We start from the raw sequence: 15,901 nt of genomic DNA, 5'->3' as shown, positions 1-15,901 counted from the left end.
TTGCGATTGCACACCCTGTAGCAACTACAGAGTCAAGCGGTTCCGGGAGGGAAGGGCGATGAAGATCGGTGAACTGGCGAAACTGACCGGCTGCCCGGTGGAGACCATCCGCTACTACGAGCGCGAGGGCCTGCTGCCGGAGCCGGTGCGCACCGGCGGCAACTACCGGCAATACGACAACGCCCACGTCGAGCGGCTGTCGTTCATCCGCCACTGCCGCTCGCTGGACATGACCCAGGAGGAAATCCGCATCCTCCTCGGCCTGCGCGACCGCCCCGAGTCCGACTGCGGCACCGCCAACCGGCTGATCGACGAGCACCTGCACCACGTGGAAGTGCGTATCGCCGAGTTGCAGTCGCTGCGCCAGCAACTGCAGGATCTGCGTGCTCGCTGCAGCGGCAGCGGCAACAGCGAGGACTGCGGCATCCTCCGCGAACTGCAGCTGCCCGCCGAGCCCTCTGCGGTGCCGGAAGCCTGCGCCGAGGCCGGGCACCTGCACGTGCCCGGGGTGCATGGCCGGCATTGAGAAAAAACAGCGTAGGCATTCCCCTCGTAGCGGATTCATCCGCGATTGCGCCGGCAAGGGCGCTCTCAGGCCTGGCGACAGAGTCCCCGGACGCCTCGTTCGCGAGCAAGAACTAGGCGTCCCTCTCGATCCTACGAAGAGCCGCTGGGCGCCTCAATCTTCCGGCCACATCCGCAGCACGCGGCTGTCGGCCGAGAGCAGGCGCAGTTCGCCCTTGTCGGTGATTTCCCAGCGCTGCACTTCGCCCAGCGCCTGGAAGAACCGCTGCTCCTGCTCCATCAGCGCCGGCGCGCACATCCGCCGGGTGCTGCCGGGCTGGCCGAAGCTCAGGGTTTCGCCGTCCAGCTGGTAGCTGGCGAACCAGTGGTTGCAGCCGGCGTTGCCGAAGGCGCGGCCCTGGCCGTCGAAGGTCAGGCTGACGTGGCTGCGGCCCACCAGCGGGCGCTTGCCGATCCATTCCACGCGGTAGGCCTGGTCGCTTTCCGGTTCCGTCGGGTGCTGAGCGCAGCCGGCTAGCAGCAGGGCGCCGAGCAGGGTCGTCAGTGTCTTGTTCATGGGTTCCCCCGGGCCTGGCAGGCGGGGCAGAGGTGGCGGTCGCCGTCCACCGTCCAGCCCAGTTCGGCGATGCGCGCGGTGGCGGCGGGGGTGTGGGCGGGCTTGCCGAGGCTGGCGTCGACGGCGAACTCGAAGTCCAGCATGGTCCCGCAGCCGTCGCACTTGACCTGCCAGTTGAGGATCGACAGTTCCTTGAACACCGGGCCCTTGGCCACCGCGGTCCATTGCCCCGGCGGGTTGATCAGGTGGCGTACCTTGTCCACCGTCAGCGTCATGCTCAGGTCGCGGCTGCCCTTGAGGCTGACCAGCAGGGTGTCGCCGTTCTGGATCGAGCCACCGTTGCCGGTGACCTGGTAGAGGCCCGGACCGAGCGCGCGGCATTCGTTCAGCGTGTGTTGCGGGTTGAGCAGGTTGTAGCGGAAATCGTGTTGAGCCATGGGTCCTCCGAAAGTCCGCCCATAGTAGGGGAAGTGGCCCGGACTCGCGACCGTGGCGGCGTGGCCACGGCCCCGGGGCTCAGGGTTCGACGAGGTTGACAGGGGCACCTTGGCGCCAGGCGCCGATGTTGTCCAGCGTGGTCCCGGCGATGGCCGCCAGCGCCTCGCGGGTGAGGAAGGCCTGGTGCGCAGTAATGATCACGTTGGGAAAGGTCAGCAGGCGCGCCAGCACGTCGTCCTGCAGCGGCAGGTCGGAGCGGTCGGCGAAAAAGATTTCCGCTTCCTCCTCGTAGACGTCCAGCCCCAGGTAGCCCAGTTGGCCGCTCTTGAGCGCCTCGATCAGCGCCGGGGTGTCCACCAGCGCGCCGCGGCCGGTGTTGATCAGCATGGCGCCGCGCTTCATGCGCTGCAGGCTGTCGGCGTTGACCAGGTGGCGGGTGGCGTCGTTGAGCGGGCAGTGCAGGCTGATGATGTCGGACTCGGCCAGCAGTTGGTCAAGGCCGACGAAACGCCCGCCGAGGGCCTCGATGGCCGGGTTGGGGTAGGGATCGTAGGCCAGCACCTGGCAGCCGAAGCCACGCATGATCTGCGCGAACACCTGGCCGATCTGGCCGCTGCCGACCACGCCGACGGTCTTGCCGTGCAGGTCGAAGCCGGTCAGGCCGTGCAGCGAGAAGTCGCCTTCGCGGGTGCGGTTGTAGGCGCGGTGCAGGTGCCGGCACAGGGCCAGGACCAGCCCCACGGCGTGCTCGGCCACCGCGTGCGGCGAGTAGGCCGGCACCCGCACCACGGTCAGGCCCAGGGCGTGGGCGGCGGCCAGGTCGACGTGGTTGTAGCCGGCCGAGCGCAGGGCGATCAGCCGCGTGCCGCCGGCCGCCAGTTGCTCCAGCACCGGCCGCGAGAGGTCGTCGTTGACGAACGGGCAGACCACCTCGAAGCCCATGGCCAGGGCGGCGGTGTCCGGGCGCAGCGGGCTCTGCTGGAAGTGCAGTTCGAAGCCGTGCCCGGGGTTGGCGGCGAGGAAGCTCTCGCGGTCGTAGTTCTGGCTGCTGAACAGGATGATGCGCATGGCCGGCCTCAATGGGTGTCGTGGGGCGTGCGCTGCCCGGTGTGGCTTTCGGTGGCGCGGGTCAGTTCGCCGATGGCGTGGTCCAGGTCCTCCAGCGCGGCGCCGGACTGCGGGTCGTTCTGCTTGAGCAGGGTTTCCGCGCGCTGGCAGGCGCCGCGCAGTTGCGGCACGCCGCAGTAGCGGGTGGCGCCGTGCAGGCGGTGCACGCGCTCGATCAGGGTGGCGCGGTCGTTGCGCTCGCGGGCCAGGCGGATGGCCTGGCGATCGGCGGCCAGGGAGGCGAGCAGCATGGCCAGCATGTCGGCGGCCAGGTCGGCCTTGCCGGCGGCCAGGCGCAGGCCTTCCTCGGGGTCGAGCACGGCCAGGCCGTCGGCGGCGAAGCGCGCGCCCTGGGCCGCCACGCCGCGGCCGGCCAGGGCCAGGCCGGTCCACTTGAGCACCACCTGGGCCAGTTGGCGCTCGTCGATGGGCTTGGTCAGGTAGTCGTCCATGCCGCCCTGCAGCAGGGCGCGCTTCTCGTTGGCCAGGGCGTGGGCGGTGAGGGCGACGATGGGCACCGGGCTGACCTCGCGCTGGGCTTCCCAGTGGCGGATCGCCTCGGTGGCCTGGCGGCCGTCCATGCCGGGCATCTGCACGTCCATGAAGACCAGGTCGAAGCGCTCGCGCTGCACTGCTTCCACCGCGGCCAGGCCGTTGTCCACCGCGGTGACTTCCGCGCCCAGGTCGCAAAGCAGCGTCTGCACCAGCAGCAGGTTGGCCGGGTTGTCGTCGACGCACAGCAGGTGCGGCACCTGGCGCTCGGCCCGCGGCGAGGGCTTGTCCTGGCGCGCCGGGCGCAGGTGCAGGAGCTGGTCGAGAGCGTGCTGCAGCTTGCGCGTGCAGGCCGGTTTGCTCTGCACCTGGCCCTCGGGCAGCACGGCGTTGTACTGCGACTGGTCGACGGTGGGGCAGAGCACCAGGGTCTTGCAGCCCTTGAACTCGAAGTCGCGGATGGTCTGGCGCAGCACGTCCGGCTGGCTGTCGGCGAGGTTGACGCCGAGCATCGCCAGCCCGATCGGCGCGCTGCCGGCGTCGGCGGGCTTGTCCAGGGCCGCGCGCAGGGCGTCGAGGTCCTCGAACTCGTGCACTTCCAGGCCGCAGTCCTCCAGCTGGTGGTGCAGCGCGGCGCGGGTCAGCTCATGGGGTTCGCAGAGCGCCACGTGGTGGCCGCTGGGCGGCGCCGGCAGGTTGTCGTCGCTGTCCTCGCGGGCCTTGGGCAGGCTCAGGCTGATCCAGAATTCCGAGCCCTCGCCGGAGCTGCTGTCCACGCCTATCTCGCCGCCCATCTGCTCGATCAGGCGCTTGGAGATCACCAGCCCCAGGCCGGTGCCGCCGGCCTGCCGCGACAGCGAGTTGTCGGCCTGGCTGAAGGCCTGGAACAGCGCGCGCAGGTCGGCGTTGGTCAGGCCGATGCCGGTGTCGCGCACGCTGATGCGCAGCTGCGCGCGCTCGTCGTTCTCGTCCTCGAGCATGGCGCGCACGGCGATGGTGCCTTCGTGGGTGAACTTGATGGCGTTGCTCACCAGGTTGGTCAGCACCTGCTTCAGGCGCAGCGGGTCGCCCACCAGGTTCAGCGGGGTGTCGCGGTAGATCAGGCTGACCAGCTCCAGGCGCTTCTCGTGGGCGGCCGGGGCGAGGATGGTGAGGGTGTCCTGGACCAGCTCGCGGAGGTTGAACGGGATGTTCTCGAGGATCAGCTTGCCGGCCTCGATCTTGGAGAAGTCGAGAATCTCGCTGATGATCCCCAGCAGGCTCTCGGCGGACTTCTGGATGGTTCCCAGGTAGTCCTGCTGGCGCACGGTCAGGTCGCTTTTCTGCAGCAGGTTGGTGAAGCCGATGATGCCGTTGAGCGGGGTGCGGATCTCGTGGCTCATGTTGGCCAGGAACTCGGACTTGATGCGGCTGGCCTCCAGGGCCTCCTTGCGCGCCAGGTCCAGTTCGATGTTCTGGATCTCGATGGTCTCCAGGTTCTGCCGCACGTCCTCGGTGGCCTGGTCGATGTTGTGCTGCATCTCTTCCTGGGCGCTCTGCAGCGCCTCGGCCATGCGGTTGATGCCCGCGGCCAGCTCGTCCAGCTCGTGGCTGCCCAGGGCCGGCAGGCGGGTTTCCAGGCGGCCTTCCTTGAGCTGCGCGACGCCCTGGGCGATCTGCCCCAGGGGCGCGCTGATGGCGCGGCTCATGCGCAGGGAGAGCAGGGCGGTGACCACCAGGCCGGTGACGATCAGCAGCAGGCTGGTGAACAGGCTGCGGTAGCCGCGCAGCAGGGTGCCGTGGTGCGAGAGTTCCAGCTCGACCCAGCCGAGCAGGCGGTTGGCGTCCTCTTCCGGGGTGCTGGACAGGCTGCGGTGGCGGCCCAGCACCGGCAGCAGGAAGTGCGTGGTATCCAGGCTGCTGACCAGGCTCAGGTGGCTGCCGTCGCCGCTGGGCATGGGGGTGAGGATGCTCGGCCCGGCATGCACCAGGCGCACGCGCTCGGGGTTGAGGAAGGTCACCGCGCGCACGTCGGGCTGGTCCAGGGCCTCGTTGGCGATCCGCTCCAGCAGCGGCAGGTCGCCGTGGTCCAGGGCGGAGGCCGACAGCGGGGCGAGCTGTTCGGCGATCAGCTGGCCGCGCTCGATCAGTTGCACGCGCATGTCCGACAGCTGCACCCAGGTGAAGTAGCCGCCCAGCACCAGCGTCAGCAGGCTGGTGGGCAGCAGGGTGAGCAGCAGCACCCGCCCCTTGATGCCGAGATCCTTGAACACGCGCGTCCTCCCAAACGGTTTCGGGGCAGTTTAGCGGGTCGCCGGGCGGGAATCCCGAACATTGACCGCCGGACGGCTGCGCTTGCCCTGGGCAGGCGCTGTCATGAATACTTGTCGTTCGCGAATAAGTCTTGTTTGTCATGACGCCGACCGCCACCAGCCAACCCCGCCTGCTGACCATCGAGGACGACCCTACCCTGGGCGCCCACCTGCACAGCCACCTGAGCCAGCGCGGCTTCGCCGTGACCTGGTGCCGCGACGGCCGCGAGGGGCTCGACCAGGCGCTGAGCGAGGCCTTCGACCTGGTCCTGCTGGACGTCATGCTGCCCGGCTGCAGCGGCCTGGAGGCCCTGCGCCAGCTGCGCCGCGAGCAGCGCGTGCCGGTGATCCTGATGTCCGCCCTGGGCGCCGAGCAGGACCGCATCGCCGGTTTCTCCCAGGGCGCCGACGACTACCTGCCCAAGCCCTTCAGCCTGGCGGAGCTGAACGTGCGCATCGACGCCATCCTCCGCCGCGTCGCCCTGGAGCGCGGCAGCCTGCTGCCGGCCGGCCCCGCGGACGCCGGGCTGCGGCTGAGCGAGGAACCCTGCGAGGTGGCCTGGGAAGGTCAGTCCGCGGCGCTCACCGCCACCGAGCAGCGCCTGCTGGAAACCTTCCTCGGCAACGTCGACGAAACCCTGAGCAAGCCGTTCCTCTACCAGCACGTGCTGAACCGTGGCTACACCGCCCACGACCGCGGCCTGGACATGCACGTCAGCCACCTGCGCCGCAAGCTGCAGTCCATCGGTTATGCGCGCCATCAACTGCGCGCGGTCTGGGGCAAGGGCTATGTTTTCGCTAGTGCCGAGTGAGCGGCGCGCCCGCCAGGTACTGCCCAGCCGCCATTCGCTGTTCTGGCGCCTGGCGGTGCCGGTGGTGCTGCTCTGCCTGGTGCTGATCTGGCTGTCCTGGACCTGGGGCCGCCAGGTCGAGCGCCGCGGCTATTTCCTCGATACCCAGGCCCAGGCCGTGCTCCGCGGTTACGCGGCCGACCTGGAACGGGCCTGGAACGCCGGCGGCGAGGCCGCGGTGGACGACTGGCTGGCACGCATGCGGGCCAGCGAGCAGACCTGGATGGTGGCGCTGGACGGCCGCCTGCAGCCCCTGGGCAGCCAGCCGCTGAGCATCGAGGAGGCCACGCGCCTGACCTTCCAGCGCGGCCTGGACTGGCCGGTTAGCAACCGCAGCCGGAGCCTGCCCTACATCGGCATTCCCTTCCCCGAGCACCCCGCCGACGGCCGCCTGGTGCTGCAACTGCCGCAACGCTTCAAGCCCGCCGGCTACTCCACGCTGGCGCGCATCTTCACCCATGGGGTGGTGCCCGCCGCGCTGGCGCTGCTGCTGTGCGGGCTGCTCTACCGCCAGTTGATCCACCCGCTGGCGCGCCTGCGCGAGCACGCCAACGCGCTGCGCGCCGACGACCTGGGCTCGGGTGCCGCCCGCGAGGTCAGCGTCCGCCGCGACGAGCTGGGCGAGCTGGGCCGCGCCTTCGACCACATGGCCCAGCGCCTGAGCGGCCACGTGGAGTTCCAGCGCCAGTTGCTGCGCGACCTGTCCCACGAGCTGCGCACGCCGCTCAGCCGCCTGCGCGTCGCTGCCGAGAGCGCGGCGGCCGAGGACCCGCTGCGCCTGCGCCTGGAGCGCGAGGTGGAAGTCATGCAGCGGCTGGTGGCCAACACCCTGGAGCTGGCCTGGATGGACACCGAGCGGCCGCGCCTGCCGCTGGAGGACGTCGCCATCCTGCCGTTGTGGGAACTGCTGGTGGAGGACGCCGGCTTCGAGTCCGGCTGGGCGCCTTCGCGCTTCCACTGTGAGGTGCCGGCGGACTGCGTCGTCCGCGGCCACCTCAATGGCCTGGCGCAGGCTTTGGAGAACCTGCTGCGCAATGCCATCCGGCATTCCCCGGAGGGCGGTTGCGTCCGCCTGCTCGGCCAGCGCGAAGGCGACTACTGGCACCTGTGCCTGGCCGACCGGGGGCCGGGGGTGGAGGCCGCCGACCTGGAACGCATCTTCCTGCCCTTCACCCGCCTTTCCGCGGCGCGTTCCGGCGAGGGCTTCGGCCTGGGCCTGAGCATCGCCCGCAGCGCCATCCGCCTGCAGGGCGGCGAACTCTGGGCCGAGCGCGGCAACCCCGGCCTGCGCATGCACCTGCGCCTGCCGGCCGCCTGACGCCGTGCGGCGCCAGGCGACCAGCGGCCGTCAGAACTCCATCACCGCCGACAGCCACAGCCGGCGCCCTTCCTCCAGGGTGCCGCTGGTCCCCGCGCTGCCCTGGATGTAGTGCGAGGCCCAGCCCGTGGTGCCGTTGGCGGCGGTGTAGGAGTCGCCGCCGAGGAAGTCCTTGTCGAACAGGTTGTACAGGGTGGCGTTCAGCGTCAGGTTGCGCGTGGCCTTGAACGAGCCGCCGAGGTGGAACACCTGGTAGGCGTCGAGGTCGCCCAACTGGTCGGCGATGGCCTGGTTGGTCGCGTTGAGGTTGGCGTAGCGCGCGGTGAAGCGCGCCCGCTCGCCGTGGTATTCGCCCTTCAGCCAGAGCTTCAGGCGCTCGCTGGCCTGCCAGTCCAGGCGCAGGTTGGCCATGTGTCGCGGGGTGTTGGTCAGCGGGGCGCCCTTGTCGTCGCCGCTGAGCTGCTCGCTGTCGGTGTAGGTGTAGTTCAGCGAGGCGCTCAAGGCCGGGGCGAAAGCCCAGCGCCCAGCCAGTTCCACGCCCTGGGTGCGGGCCTTGCCGATGTTCACCTGCTGGGCGAAGTTCTCCTGCAGGAAGCTGCTGCCCATGTCGATGCAGCCGGCCTGGTTCGGCGCGTCCGGCCAGTTGCAGTTGGGGATCGGGGTGCCGCTGTCGATCTTGTCCTTGAAGCGGGTGTGGAACAGCGTGAGGTTGGCGTTGAAGTCGGCGAGGTTGTCGTAGTAGACGCCGAATTCGGTGTTGGTGCTGGTTTCCGGGTCCAGGTCGGGGCTGCCGATGGTGAGGATCTGGCCCTGGCCGCTGACACCGTTGATGCCGTCGTGCAGCTGGTTCAGCGTGGGCGTCTTGTAGCCCTGGCTGACGCCGCCCTTGAGCGTCCAGCTGTCGGTGGTGTTCCACACCAGGTAGGCGCGCGGGCTGAAGTGCCCGCCGAAGGCCTCGTGGTCCTCGTAGCGGCCGCCGAGGGTCAGCGCCAGGTCCTGGCGCAGGCGCCACTCGTCCTCGGCGAACAGCGCCCAGGAACTCTGCTGGAATTCCTCGGTGGCGATGCCGTCCTCGACCTTCGCGTCCCAGTACTGGCCGCCGAGGGTGAACATGTGCGCCTCGCCCAGGGGCATCACCAGCTTGCTGTCCAGCACCAGGTCGGTGGACTTGAGGGTGCGGTCGTCGCCGCCGACGATCGACGGGTAGCCGCTGTAGGGCCGCCCGACGGTGCCGGGGATGGTGCGCCCGATGGTCTCGGTGGTGCTGTGCGTCAGGCTGCTGTCCAGGGTGCCGAAGCCCAGGCGGCCGGTGTGGGAGAGGGCGAACTGGTCGCGCTCGAAGCGCAGTTCGTCCTTGTAGCCGTTGGCGCGCGTCGGTGCGTCGCGGTTGCAACCGTCGGTGGCGCTGCCGCCGGCCTTGCCGTCGAGGGTGCCCAACTGGCAGTCGTCGTTGTTGTACGCCTGGCGGCCACGCTCGAAGTCCAGGGAGATGTCGTGCTCGGCGTTGGGGGTGAAGGTCAGGCGGCTGCCGATGTTGTAGTTCTGGCCTTCCACCGGGGAGGCGCCGCGGCGGCTGACGGTGGCGCCGTCGTCGAAGCTCAGGTCCGAGGCGCTGCGGTCGAAGAAGCTGCCGCGCAGGTTCAGGCCGAGCCGGTCGGCCACCAGCGGGCCGCTGGCGTAGAGGCTGGTGCCGCTGCTGTCGCCGTAGTCGCGGTGTTCCTGGACGGTGTGGTCGAGGCTGAGGCTGGCGCCCCATTCGCGGGCCACCTTGCGGGTGATGATGTTGACCACCCCGCCCATGGCGTCGGAGCCGTAGAGGGTGGACATGGGGCCGCGGATCACCTCGATGCGCTCGATGGCCGAGAGCGGCGGCATGAAGCTGGTGGAGGTCTCGCCGAAGCCGTTGGGGGTGATGTTGCCGGCGCTGTTCTGCCGGCGGCCGTCGATCAGCACCAGGGTGTAGTCGCTGGGCAGGCCGCGGATGCTGATGTTCAGGCCGCCGGTCTTGCCGGTGCTCTGGCCGATGTCGACGCCTTCGACGTCTTCCAGGGCCTCGGCCAGGTTGCTGTAGCGCTTCTCTTGCAGTTCCTCGCGGGTCAGCACGCTGATGCTGGCCGGCGCCTCGGTGACTTTCTGTTCGTAGCCGGCGGCGGTGACCACGGTGTCGCCCAGGCTCAGGGTGTCGTTGCCCTGGGCCTGGCCGGCCATGGCCAGGGCGATGGCGCCGGCCAGGGAAGTGCGGGAAAGAGGAATGGACATCGGTAGACTCCTGACTGCTCGTGATGGCGGCGGAGCCTGTCGGTAACGCAAATCATTTTCATCTTCATGAAAGTTACTGCATATGTCCGCAGAGGCCTGAAATCGCACTGCAGCGCCCGGCTCATGGGGGCTGGAACGCATTGTGGCAGCATGTTAATTGCGGAGATTTCCTACGCGGATGTTCCGGTCTCCGAGCAAGGAATCCGGGGCGGCGAGGCAGGCGCGGATGCCGCCGCCGATGCCACTCGCTGCGCTTGCCGATATGGCCGGCGGCGGTTTACCGGTATCATAGGCCGCTATCCAGATTGGCCTTGCTGACGACGAGCGACTCCATGACCGTGCAGTACCCCACCATCGCCGAGTGCATCGGCAATACTCCGCTGGTGCGCCTGCAGCGCCTGCCCGGGGAAACCTCCAACACCCTGCTGGTGAAACTCGAAGGCAACAACCCGGCCGGCTCCGTGAAGGACCGCCCGGCGCTGTCGATGATCACCCGCGCGGAGCTGCGTGGCGACATCCACCCCGGCGACACCCTAATCGAGGCCACTTCCGGCAACACCGGCATCGCCCTGGCCATGGCCGCGGCGATCAAGGGCTACCGCATGATCCTGATCATGCCGGACAACTCCACCGCCGAACGCAAGGCGGCCATGACCGCCTACGGCGCCGAGCTGATCCTGGTGAGCAAGGAGCAGGGCATGGAAGGCGCCCGCGACCTGGCCGACCAGATGCAGCGCGAAGGCAAGGGCAAGGTGCTGGACCAGTTCGCCAACGGCGACAACCCGGTGGCCCACTACCAGGGCACCGGCCCGGAGATCTGGCGCCAGACCAACGGCGAGATAACCCACTTCGTCAGCTCCATGGGCACCACCGGCACCATCATGGGCGTGTCGCGCTACCTCAAGGAGCAGAACCCGGCGGTGCAGATCGTCGGCCTGCAGCCGATGGAAGGCTCGTCCATCCCCGGCATCCGCCGCTGGCCGCAGGAATACCTGCCGAAGATCTTCGACGCCAGCCGCGTCGACCGCGTGGTGGACATGCACCAGAGCGAGGCCGAGGACGTGATGCGCCGCCTGGCCCGCGAGGAAGGCATTTTCTGCGGTGTGTCCTCCGGCGGTGCGGTGGCGGCCATGCTGCGCCTGTCCCGCGAACTGGAGAACGCGGTGCTGGTGGCGATCATCTGCGACCGCGGCGACCGCTACCTGTCCTCCGGAATCTACGACCCCAGCTGACATGGCCAAGCACAGAAGCGGCCTGCGCTTCCAGCCCAGCGGCGGCGCCCGCAACGCCGGCGTGCCGGTGGGCAAGAAGCAGCGCCTGCGCATCGAGCGCCTGGCCCATGACGGCCGCGGCATCGCGCACCTGGAAGGGCGCACCTGGTTCGTCGCCGGCGCGCTGCCCGGGGAAGAGGTCGAGGCCCGCGTGCTGGCCGCGCGCAGCCAGGTGGTGGACGCCCGCGGCGAACGCATCCTGGCCGCCGCGCCGGAGCGCCGCGCCGAGCCCTGCCCGGTGGCCGGCAAGTGCGGTGGCTGCACCCTGCAGCACCTGCCCCACGCCGGACAATTGGCGCTCAAGCAGCGCACCCTGGCCGAACAGCTGCAGCGCTTCGGCGACATCGTCCCGGAAGCGTGGGCAGCGCCCCTGGCCGGCCCCGAATTCGGCTACCGCCGCCGGGCCCGCATCGCCGTGCGCTGGGATGCCAAGGCCCAGCGCCTGGAGGTGGGGTTCCGCGCCGCCGCCAGCCAGGCCATCGTCGCCTTCGACGACTGCCTGGTGCTGGTGCCCGAACTGCAGGCGCTGGCCCGCGCGTTGCCGGCGCTGCTGCAGGGGTTCCAGCGGCCGCGGGCCATCGGCCACGTCGAGCTGTTCCACGGCACCGCCTGCGCCTTGCTGCTGCGCCACACCGAACCTCTGCCCGCCGCCGACCTCGAACGCCTCCGGGCCTTCTGTTCGGCACGGGATGTGCAGCTGTGGCTGCAGGGCGACGGCGAACCGACGCCGGCCGACGGCGAAGGGCGCCTGGGCTACCGCCTGGACGCCTGGGACCTGACCCTGGCCTACCGGCCGGGGGACTTCGTCCAGGTCAACGAGCCGGTCAACGTGGCCATGGTCGCGCAGGCGCTGGACTGGTTGGCCCCCGCACCGGCGGAACGGGTGCTAGACCTGTTCTGTGGCCTGGGCAATTTCGCCCTGCCGCTGGCCCGAAGCGCCGCCTGCGTGGTGGGCGTGGAAGGCGTGCAAAGCATGGTTGCGCGCGCCGCGGCCAACGCCCGGGCCAATGGCCTGGACAACGCCGTGTTCCACCAGGCCGACCTGGCGCAGCCGCTGTCCGCGGCGCGCTGGTTCGCCGGGGACGCGGCCAAGGGATTTTCCGCCGTGCTGCTCGACCCGCCGCGTGACGGCGCGCTCGAGATGGCACGGGGCATGCGTGAACTGGGCGCCGAGCGGGTACTCTATGTGTCCTGCAACCCGGCGACCCTGGCGCGCGACGCCGGCGAACTGGCCCGTCAGGGCTATCGCCTGAAGCGTGCCGGAATCCTCGACATGTTCCCGCAGACGGCGCATGTGGAGGCGATGGCTCTGTTCGAGGCAGGTTAGGACGACCTGCGCAATCCGACCGGCCCACGCCAGAAAGGCCGGCGCAGTCGAGCGGTGTGCCACGGCACACCGTGGGGAAGGGTAGACAAGATGGTACAGGTGAGAGCGCACCAGCCGGTCAACACCGACGGCAGCATCAACCTCGAGGCCTGGCTGGACCACGTCCAGACCCTGGTCCCGGTGCTGGATCGCAAGGTCCTGCTGGAGGCCTGCGAGTTCGCCCGCGAGGCCGAGAACAAGGCGGTCAGCCAGGTGGAAGCCGCCTGGGCCGATGGCACTTCGAGCTTCCAGACCGGCCTTGAGATCGCCGAGATCCTCGCCGACCTCAAGCTGGACCAGGAGTCGCTGGTGGCCGCGGTGATCTACCGTGGCGTCCGCGAGGGCAAGGTCAAGCTGGAGGAAGTGCAGCAGCGCTTCGGCCCGGTGGTGGCCAAGCTGATCGAGGGCGTGCTGCGCATGGCGGCGATCAGCGCCAGCCTCAACCCGCGGCAGTCCATGGTGCTCGGCACCCAGGCGCAGATCGAGAACCTGCGCAAGATGCTGGTGGCCATGGTCGACGACGTGCGCGTCGCGCTGATCAAGCTGGCCGAGCGCACCTGCGCCATCCGCGCGGTGAAGAACGCCGACGAGGAGAAGCGCATGCGCGTCGCCCGCGAGGTGTTCGACATCTATGCGCCGCTGGCGCACCGCCTGGGCATCGGCCACATCAAGTGGGAGCTGGAGGACCTGTCCTTCCGCTACCTGGAGCCCGACCAGTACAAGCAGATCGCCAAGCTGCTGCACGAGCGCCGCCTGGACCGCGAGCAGTACATCGCCACCGTGATGCAGCAGCTCAAGGACGCCCTGGCCGCCACCGGCATCAAGGCCGACCTGTCCGGCCGCGCCAAGCACATCTACTCGATCTGGCGGAAGATGCAGCGCAAGGGCCTGGACTTCAGCCAGATCTACGACGTGCGCGCGGTGCGCGTGCTGGTCCCGGAGATGCGCGACTGCTACACCGCGCTGGGCATCGTGCACACCCTGTGGCGGCACATTCCCAAGGAATTCGACGACTACATCGCCAACCCCAAGGAAAACGGCTACCGCTCGCTGCACACCGCGGTGATCGGCCCCGAGGGCAAGGTGCTGGAAGTGCAGATCCGCACCCACGCCATGCACGAGGAAGCCGAGCTGGGCGTGTGCGCGCACTGGCGCTACAAGGGCACCGACGTCAAGTCCGGCTCCAACCACTACGAGGAGAAGATCTCCTGGCTGCGCCAGGTCCTGGAGTGGCACGAGGAGCTGGGCGACATCGGCGGCCTGGCCGAGCAGCTGCGCGTGGACATCGAGCCGGACCGGGTGTACGTGTTCACCCCCGACGGCCACGCCATCGACCTGCCCAAAGGCTCCACGCCGCTGGACTTCGCCTACCGCGTGCACACCGAGGTGGGCCACAACTGCCGCGGCGCCAAGATCAACGGGCGCATCGTGCCGCTGAACTACAGCCTGCAGACCGGCGAGCAGGTGGAGATCATCACCGGCAAGCACAGCGGCCCGAGCCGCGACTGGCTGAACCAGAACCTCGGCTACGTCACCACCTCGCGGGCGCGGGCGAAGATCGTCCACTGGTTCAAGCTGCAGGCCCGCGACCAGAACGTCGCCGCCGGCAAGGCCATGCTCGAACGCGAACTGGGGCGCCTGGCACTGCCGCCGGTGGACTTCGAGAAGCTGGCCGAGAAGGCCAACTACAAGACCGGCGAGGACCTGTTCGCGGCCCTCGGCGCCGGCGACCTGCGCCTGGCCCACGTGGTCAACTACGCCCAGGCCCTGGTGGAACCGGAGCGTGGCAACGAGCAGCTCGAACTCATCCCGCGCAAGCCCAGCCGCGTCGGCCACGGCAAGCGCGGCGACATCCAGATCCAGGGCGTGGGCAACCTGCTGACGCAGATGGCCGGTTGCTGCCAGCCACTGCCGGGCGACCCGATCGTCGGCTACATCACCCTCGGCCGCGGCGTCACCATCCACCGCCAGGATTGCGCCACCGTGCTGCAACTGGCCGGCCGCGAGCCGGAGCGGATGATCCAGGTGAGCTGGGGCCCGGTGCCGGTGCAGACCTACCCGGTGGACATCGTCATCCGCGCCTACGACCGTTCCGGCCTGCTGCGCGACGTGTCCCAGGTGCTGCTCAACGAGCGCATCAACGTGCTGGCGGTGAACACCCGCTCGGACAAGGACGACAACACCGCGACCATGCGCCTGACCATCGAGATCCCCGGCCTGGATTCCCTGGGCCGCCTGCTGGCGCGCATCTCGCAACTGCCCAACATCATCGAGGCGCGGCGCGACCGCGCGGGTGGCAAGGATGTATAAGCTCGACGACCTGCTGTACCTCATGGCGCGCCTGCGCGACCCGCAGCACGGCTGCCCCTGGGACCTCAAGCAGGACTACGCGAGCATCGCCCCCTACACCATCGAGGAAGCCTACGAGGTCGCCGACGCCATCGAGCGCGGCGACTTCGAGCACCTGCGCGAGGAGGCCGGCGACCTGTTGTTCCAGGTGGTCTACTACGCCCAACTGGCCCGCGAGGAGCAGCGCTTCGACTTCGACGCGGTGGTCCACGGCATCACCGCCAAGCTGGTCCGCCGCCATCCCCATGTGTTCCCCGACGGCGACCTGTACGGCGTGCCCGACGCGGCGAAGCTGGCGGAAGCGGCGGTGAAGCAGCGCTGGGAAGAACTCAAGGCCGAGGAACGCGCGGCCAAGGCCGCCGAGCCGGTGCAACTGTCGCTGCTGGACGACGTGCCGGTGGCGCTGCCGGCCCTCAGCCGCGCGGCCAAGCTGCAGAAGCGCGCGGCCCAGGTCGGCTTCGACTGGCCGGAAGCCCTGCCGGTGGTGGACAAGCTGCGCGAAGAGCTGGACGAAGTGCTGGAAGCCATGGCCGACGGCGACGCCGAAGCCCAGGCAGAGGAGATCGGCGACCTGCTGTTCGTGGTGGTCAACCTGGCCCGGCACCTGAAAGTCGACCCGGAAACCGCCCTGCGCGCGGCGAATGGCAAGTTCGAAAGGCGCTTCCGCTACATCGAGACCACCCTGCGCGACCAGGGCCGCAAGGCCGAGGAATGCAGCCTGGAAGAGCTGGATGCGCTCTGGGGCGAGGCCAAGCGGGAGGAGAAGAATCCGCTGGGGTGTGGTTAGTTCGCCGGGGCTTTTTGCTTTTCGTAGGAGCGAGCTTGCTCGCGAATGGGGCTGTTCGTGCCACAGGGGCGTCCGGCGTGGCCGGGGAGTCCAATCGCGGACAAGGTCCGCTCCTACGCCGGTGCTTCCAGTAGCGTAGGGCGAATAACCGTTCGCGGTTATCCGCCGCCTCACCTTCCTCATCGACCCTGCCTCGGTCGATCTGGGGGAATGCGTGACCCGCGCCAGGCTCGACACCGAGCGGGCTGGTAACCAAGGTCAAACGGCGGATAACGCCATAGGCGTTATGCG

12 protein-coding genes are annotated in these 15,901 nt (G+C 69.3%); 7 read left to right on the top strand and 5 right to left on the bottom strand.

The features are described 5' to 3' along the window. Positions 1-58: 58 nt before the first annotated feature. Complete coding sequence (gene cadR / locus IG194_RS06705) at positions 59-526, top strand: Cd(II)/Pb(II)-responsive transcriptional regulator (RefSeq protein ID WP_058487260.1); 468 nt, start codon at positions 59-61, stop codon at positions 524-526. A gap of 153 nt (positions 527-679) precedes the next feature. On the opposite strand, the gene IG194_RS06700 is transcribed toward cadR, so the two are convergent. The 4 genes from IG194_RS06700 to IG194_RS06685 all read right to left on the bottom strand — a co-directional run bounded on the left by IG194_RS06700 (position 680) and on the right by IG194_RS06685 (position 5,370). Next, positions 680-1,081, bottom strand: a complete 402-nt coding sequence (locus IG194_RS06700) for an META domain-containing protein (RefSeq protein WP_009616877.1) — start codon at positions 1,079-1,081, stop codon at positions 680-682. Then, on the bottom strand, positions 1,078-1,518 hold the full coding sequence (locus IG194_RS06695; RefSeq protein WP_058487259.1) for a hypothetical protein: 441 nt from the start codon (positions 1,516-1,518) through the stop codon (positions 1,078-1,080). Before IG194_RS06695 ends, IG194_RS06700 begins: the two co-directional genes overlap by 4 nt. A 79-nt stretch (positions 1,519-1,597) precedes the next feature. Continuing rightward, positions 1,598-2,587 (bottom strand): 2-hydroxyacid dehydrogenase, encoded by a 990-nt coding sequence (locus tag IG194_RS06690; RefSeq protein ID WP_058072441.1) that lies wholly within the window; start codon positions 2,585-2,587, stop codon positions 1,598-1,600. Between the two features lie 8 nt (positions 2,588-2,595). Next, complete coding sequence (locus IG194_RS06685; protein WP_058487258.1) at positions 2,596-5,370, bottom strand: response regulator; 2,775 nt, start codon at positions 5,368-5,370, stop codon at positions 2,596-2,598. 140 nt (positions 5,371-5,510) lie between these two features. On the opposite strand from IG194_RS06685, the gene IG194_RS06680 reads away from it, so the two are divergent. Further along, positions 5,511-6,221 carry a response regulator transcription factor gene (locus tag IG194_RS06680; protein ID WP_009616884.1) on the top strand — a complete coding sequence of 237 codons (711 nt, stop codon included), beginning with the start codon at positions 5,511-5,513 and terminating at the stop codon, positions 6,219-6,221. Next, entirely contained in the window at positions 6,199-7,578 is a 1,380-nt protein-coding gene (locus tag IG194_RS06675) for a sensor histidine kinase (RefSeq protein ID WP_058487257.1), read from the top strand. The genes IG194_RS06680 and IG194_RS06675 overlap by 23 nt, the downstream gene beginning before the upstream one ends. Positions 7,579-7,608: 30 nt before the next feature. On the opposite strand, the gene IG194_RS06670 is transcribed toward IG194_RS06675, so the two are convergent. Then, positions 7,609-9,837 carry a TonB-dependent receptor domain-containing protein gene (locus tag IG194_RS06670; protein ID WP_043271276.1) on the bottom strand — a complete coding sequence of 743 codons (2,229 nt, stop codon included), beginning with the start codon at positions 9,835-9,837 and terminating at the stop codon, positions 7,609-7,611. Positions 9,838-10,169: 332 nt separating this feature from the next. On the opposite strand from IG194_RS06670, the gene cysM reads away from it, so the two are divergent. From cysM to mazG, 4 genes are all read left to right on the top strand, one after another. Further along, positions 10,170-11,069 carry a cysteine synthase CysM gene (gene cysM / locus IG194_RS06665; RefSeq protein WP_058487256.1) on the top strand — a complete coding sequence of 300 codons (900 nt, stop codon included), beginning with the start codon at positions 10,170-10,172 and terminating at the stop codon, positions 11,067-11,069. Position 11,070: 1 nt separating this feature from the next. After that, positions 11,071-12,435, top strand: coding sequence for a 23S rRNA (uracil(1939)-C(5))-methyltransferase RlmD (gene rlmD, locus IG194_RS06660; protein WP_058487255.1), 1,365 nt, complete (start codon positions 11,071-11,073; stop codon positions 12,433-12,435). A 90-nt stretch (positions 12,436-12,525) separates the two neighbouring features. Then, entirely contained in the window at positions 12,526-14,784 is a 2,259-nt protein-coding gene (relA, locus tag IG194_RS06655) for a GTP diphosphokinase (RefSeq protein WP_058072445.1), read from the top strand. Further along, positions 14,777-15,610, top strand: a complete 834-nt coding sequence (gene mazG / locus IG194_RS06650; protein WP_058072446.1) for a nucleoside triphosphate pyrophosphohydrolase — start codon at positions 14,777-14,779, stop codon at positions 15,608-15,610. Before relA ends, mazG begins: the two co-directional genes overlap by 8 nt. Positions 15,611-15,901: the final 291 nt, after the last annotated feature.

The sequence above is a fragment of the Pseudomonas sp. ADPe genome (genome assembly GCF_014843515.1).
GTDB classification, from domain to species: domain Bacteria; phylum Pseudomonadota; class Gammaproteobacteria; order Pseudomonadales; family Pseudomonadaceae; genus Pseudomonas; species Pseudomonas citronellolis.
Note: the sequence above shows the minus strand (reverse complement) of the source record. Positions and strands in the feature narration are given on the sequence as shown.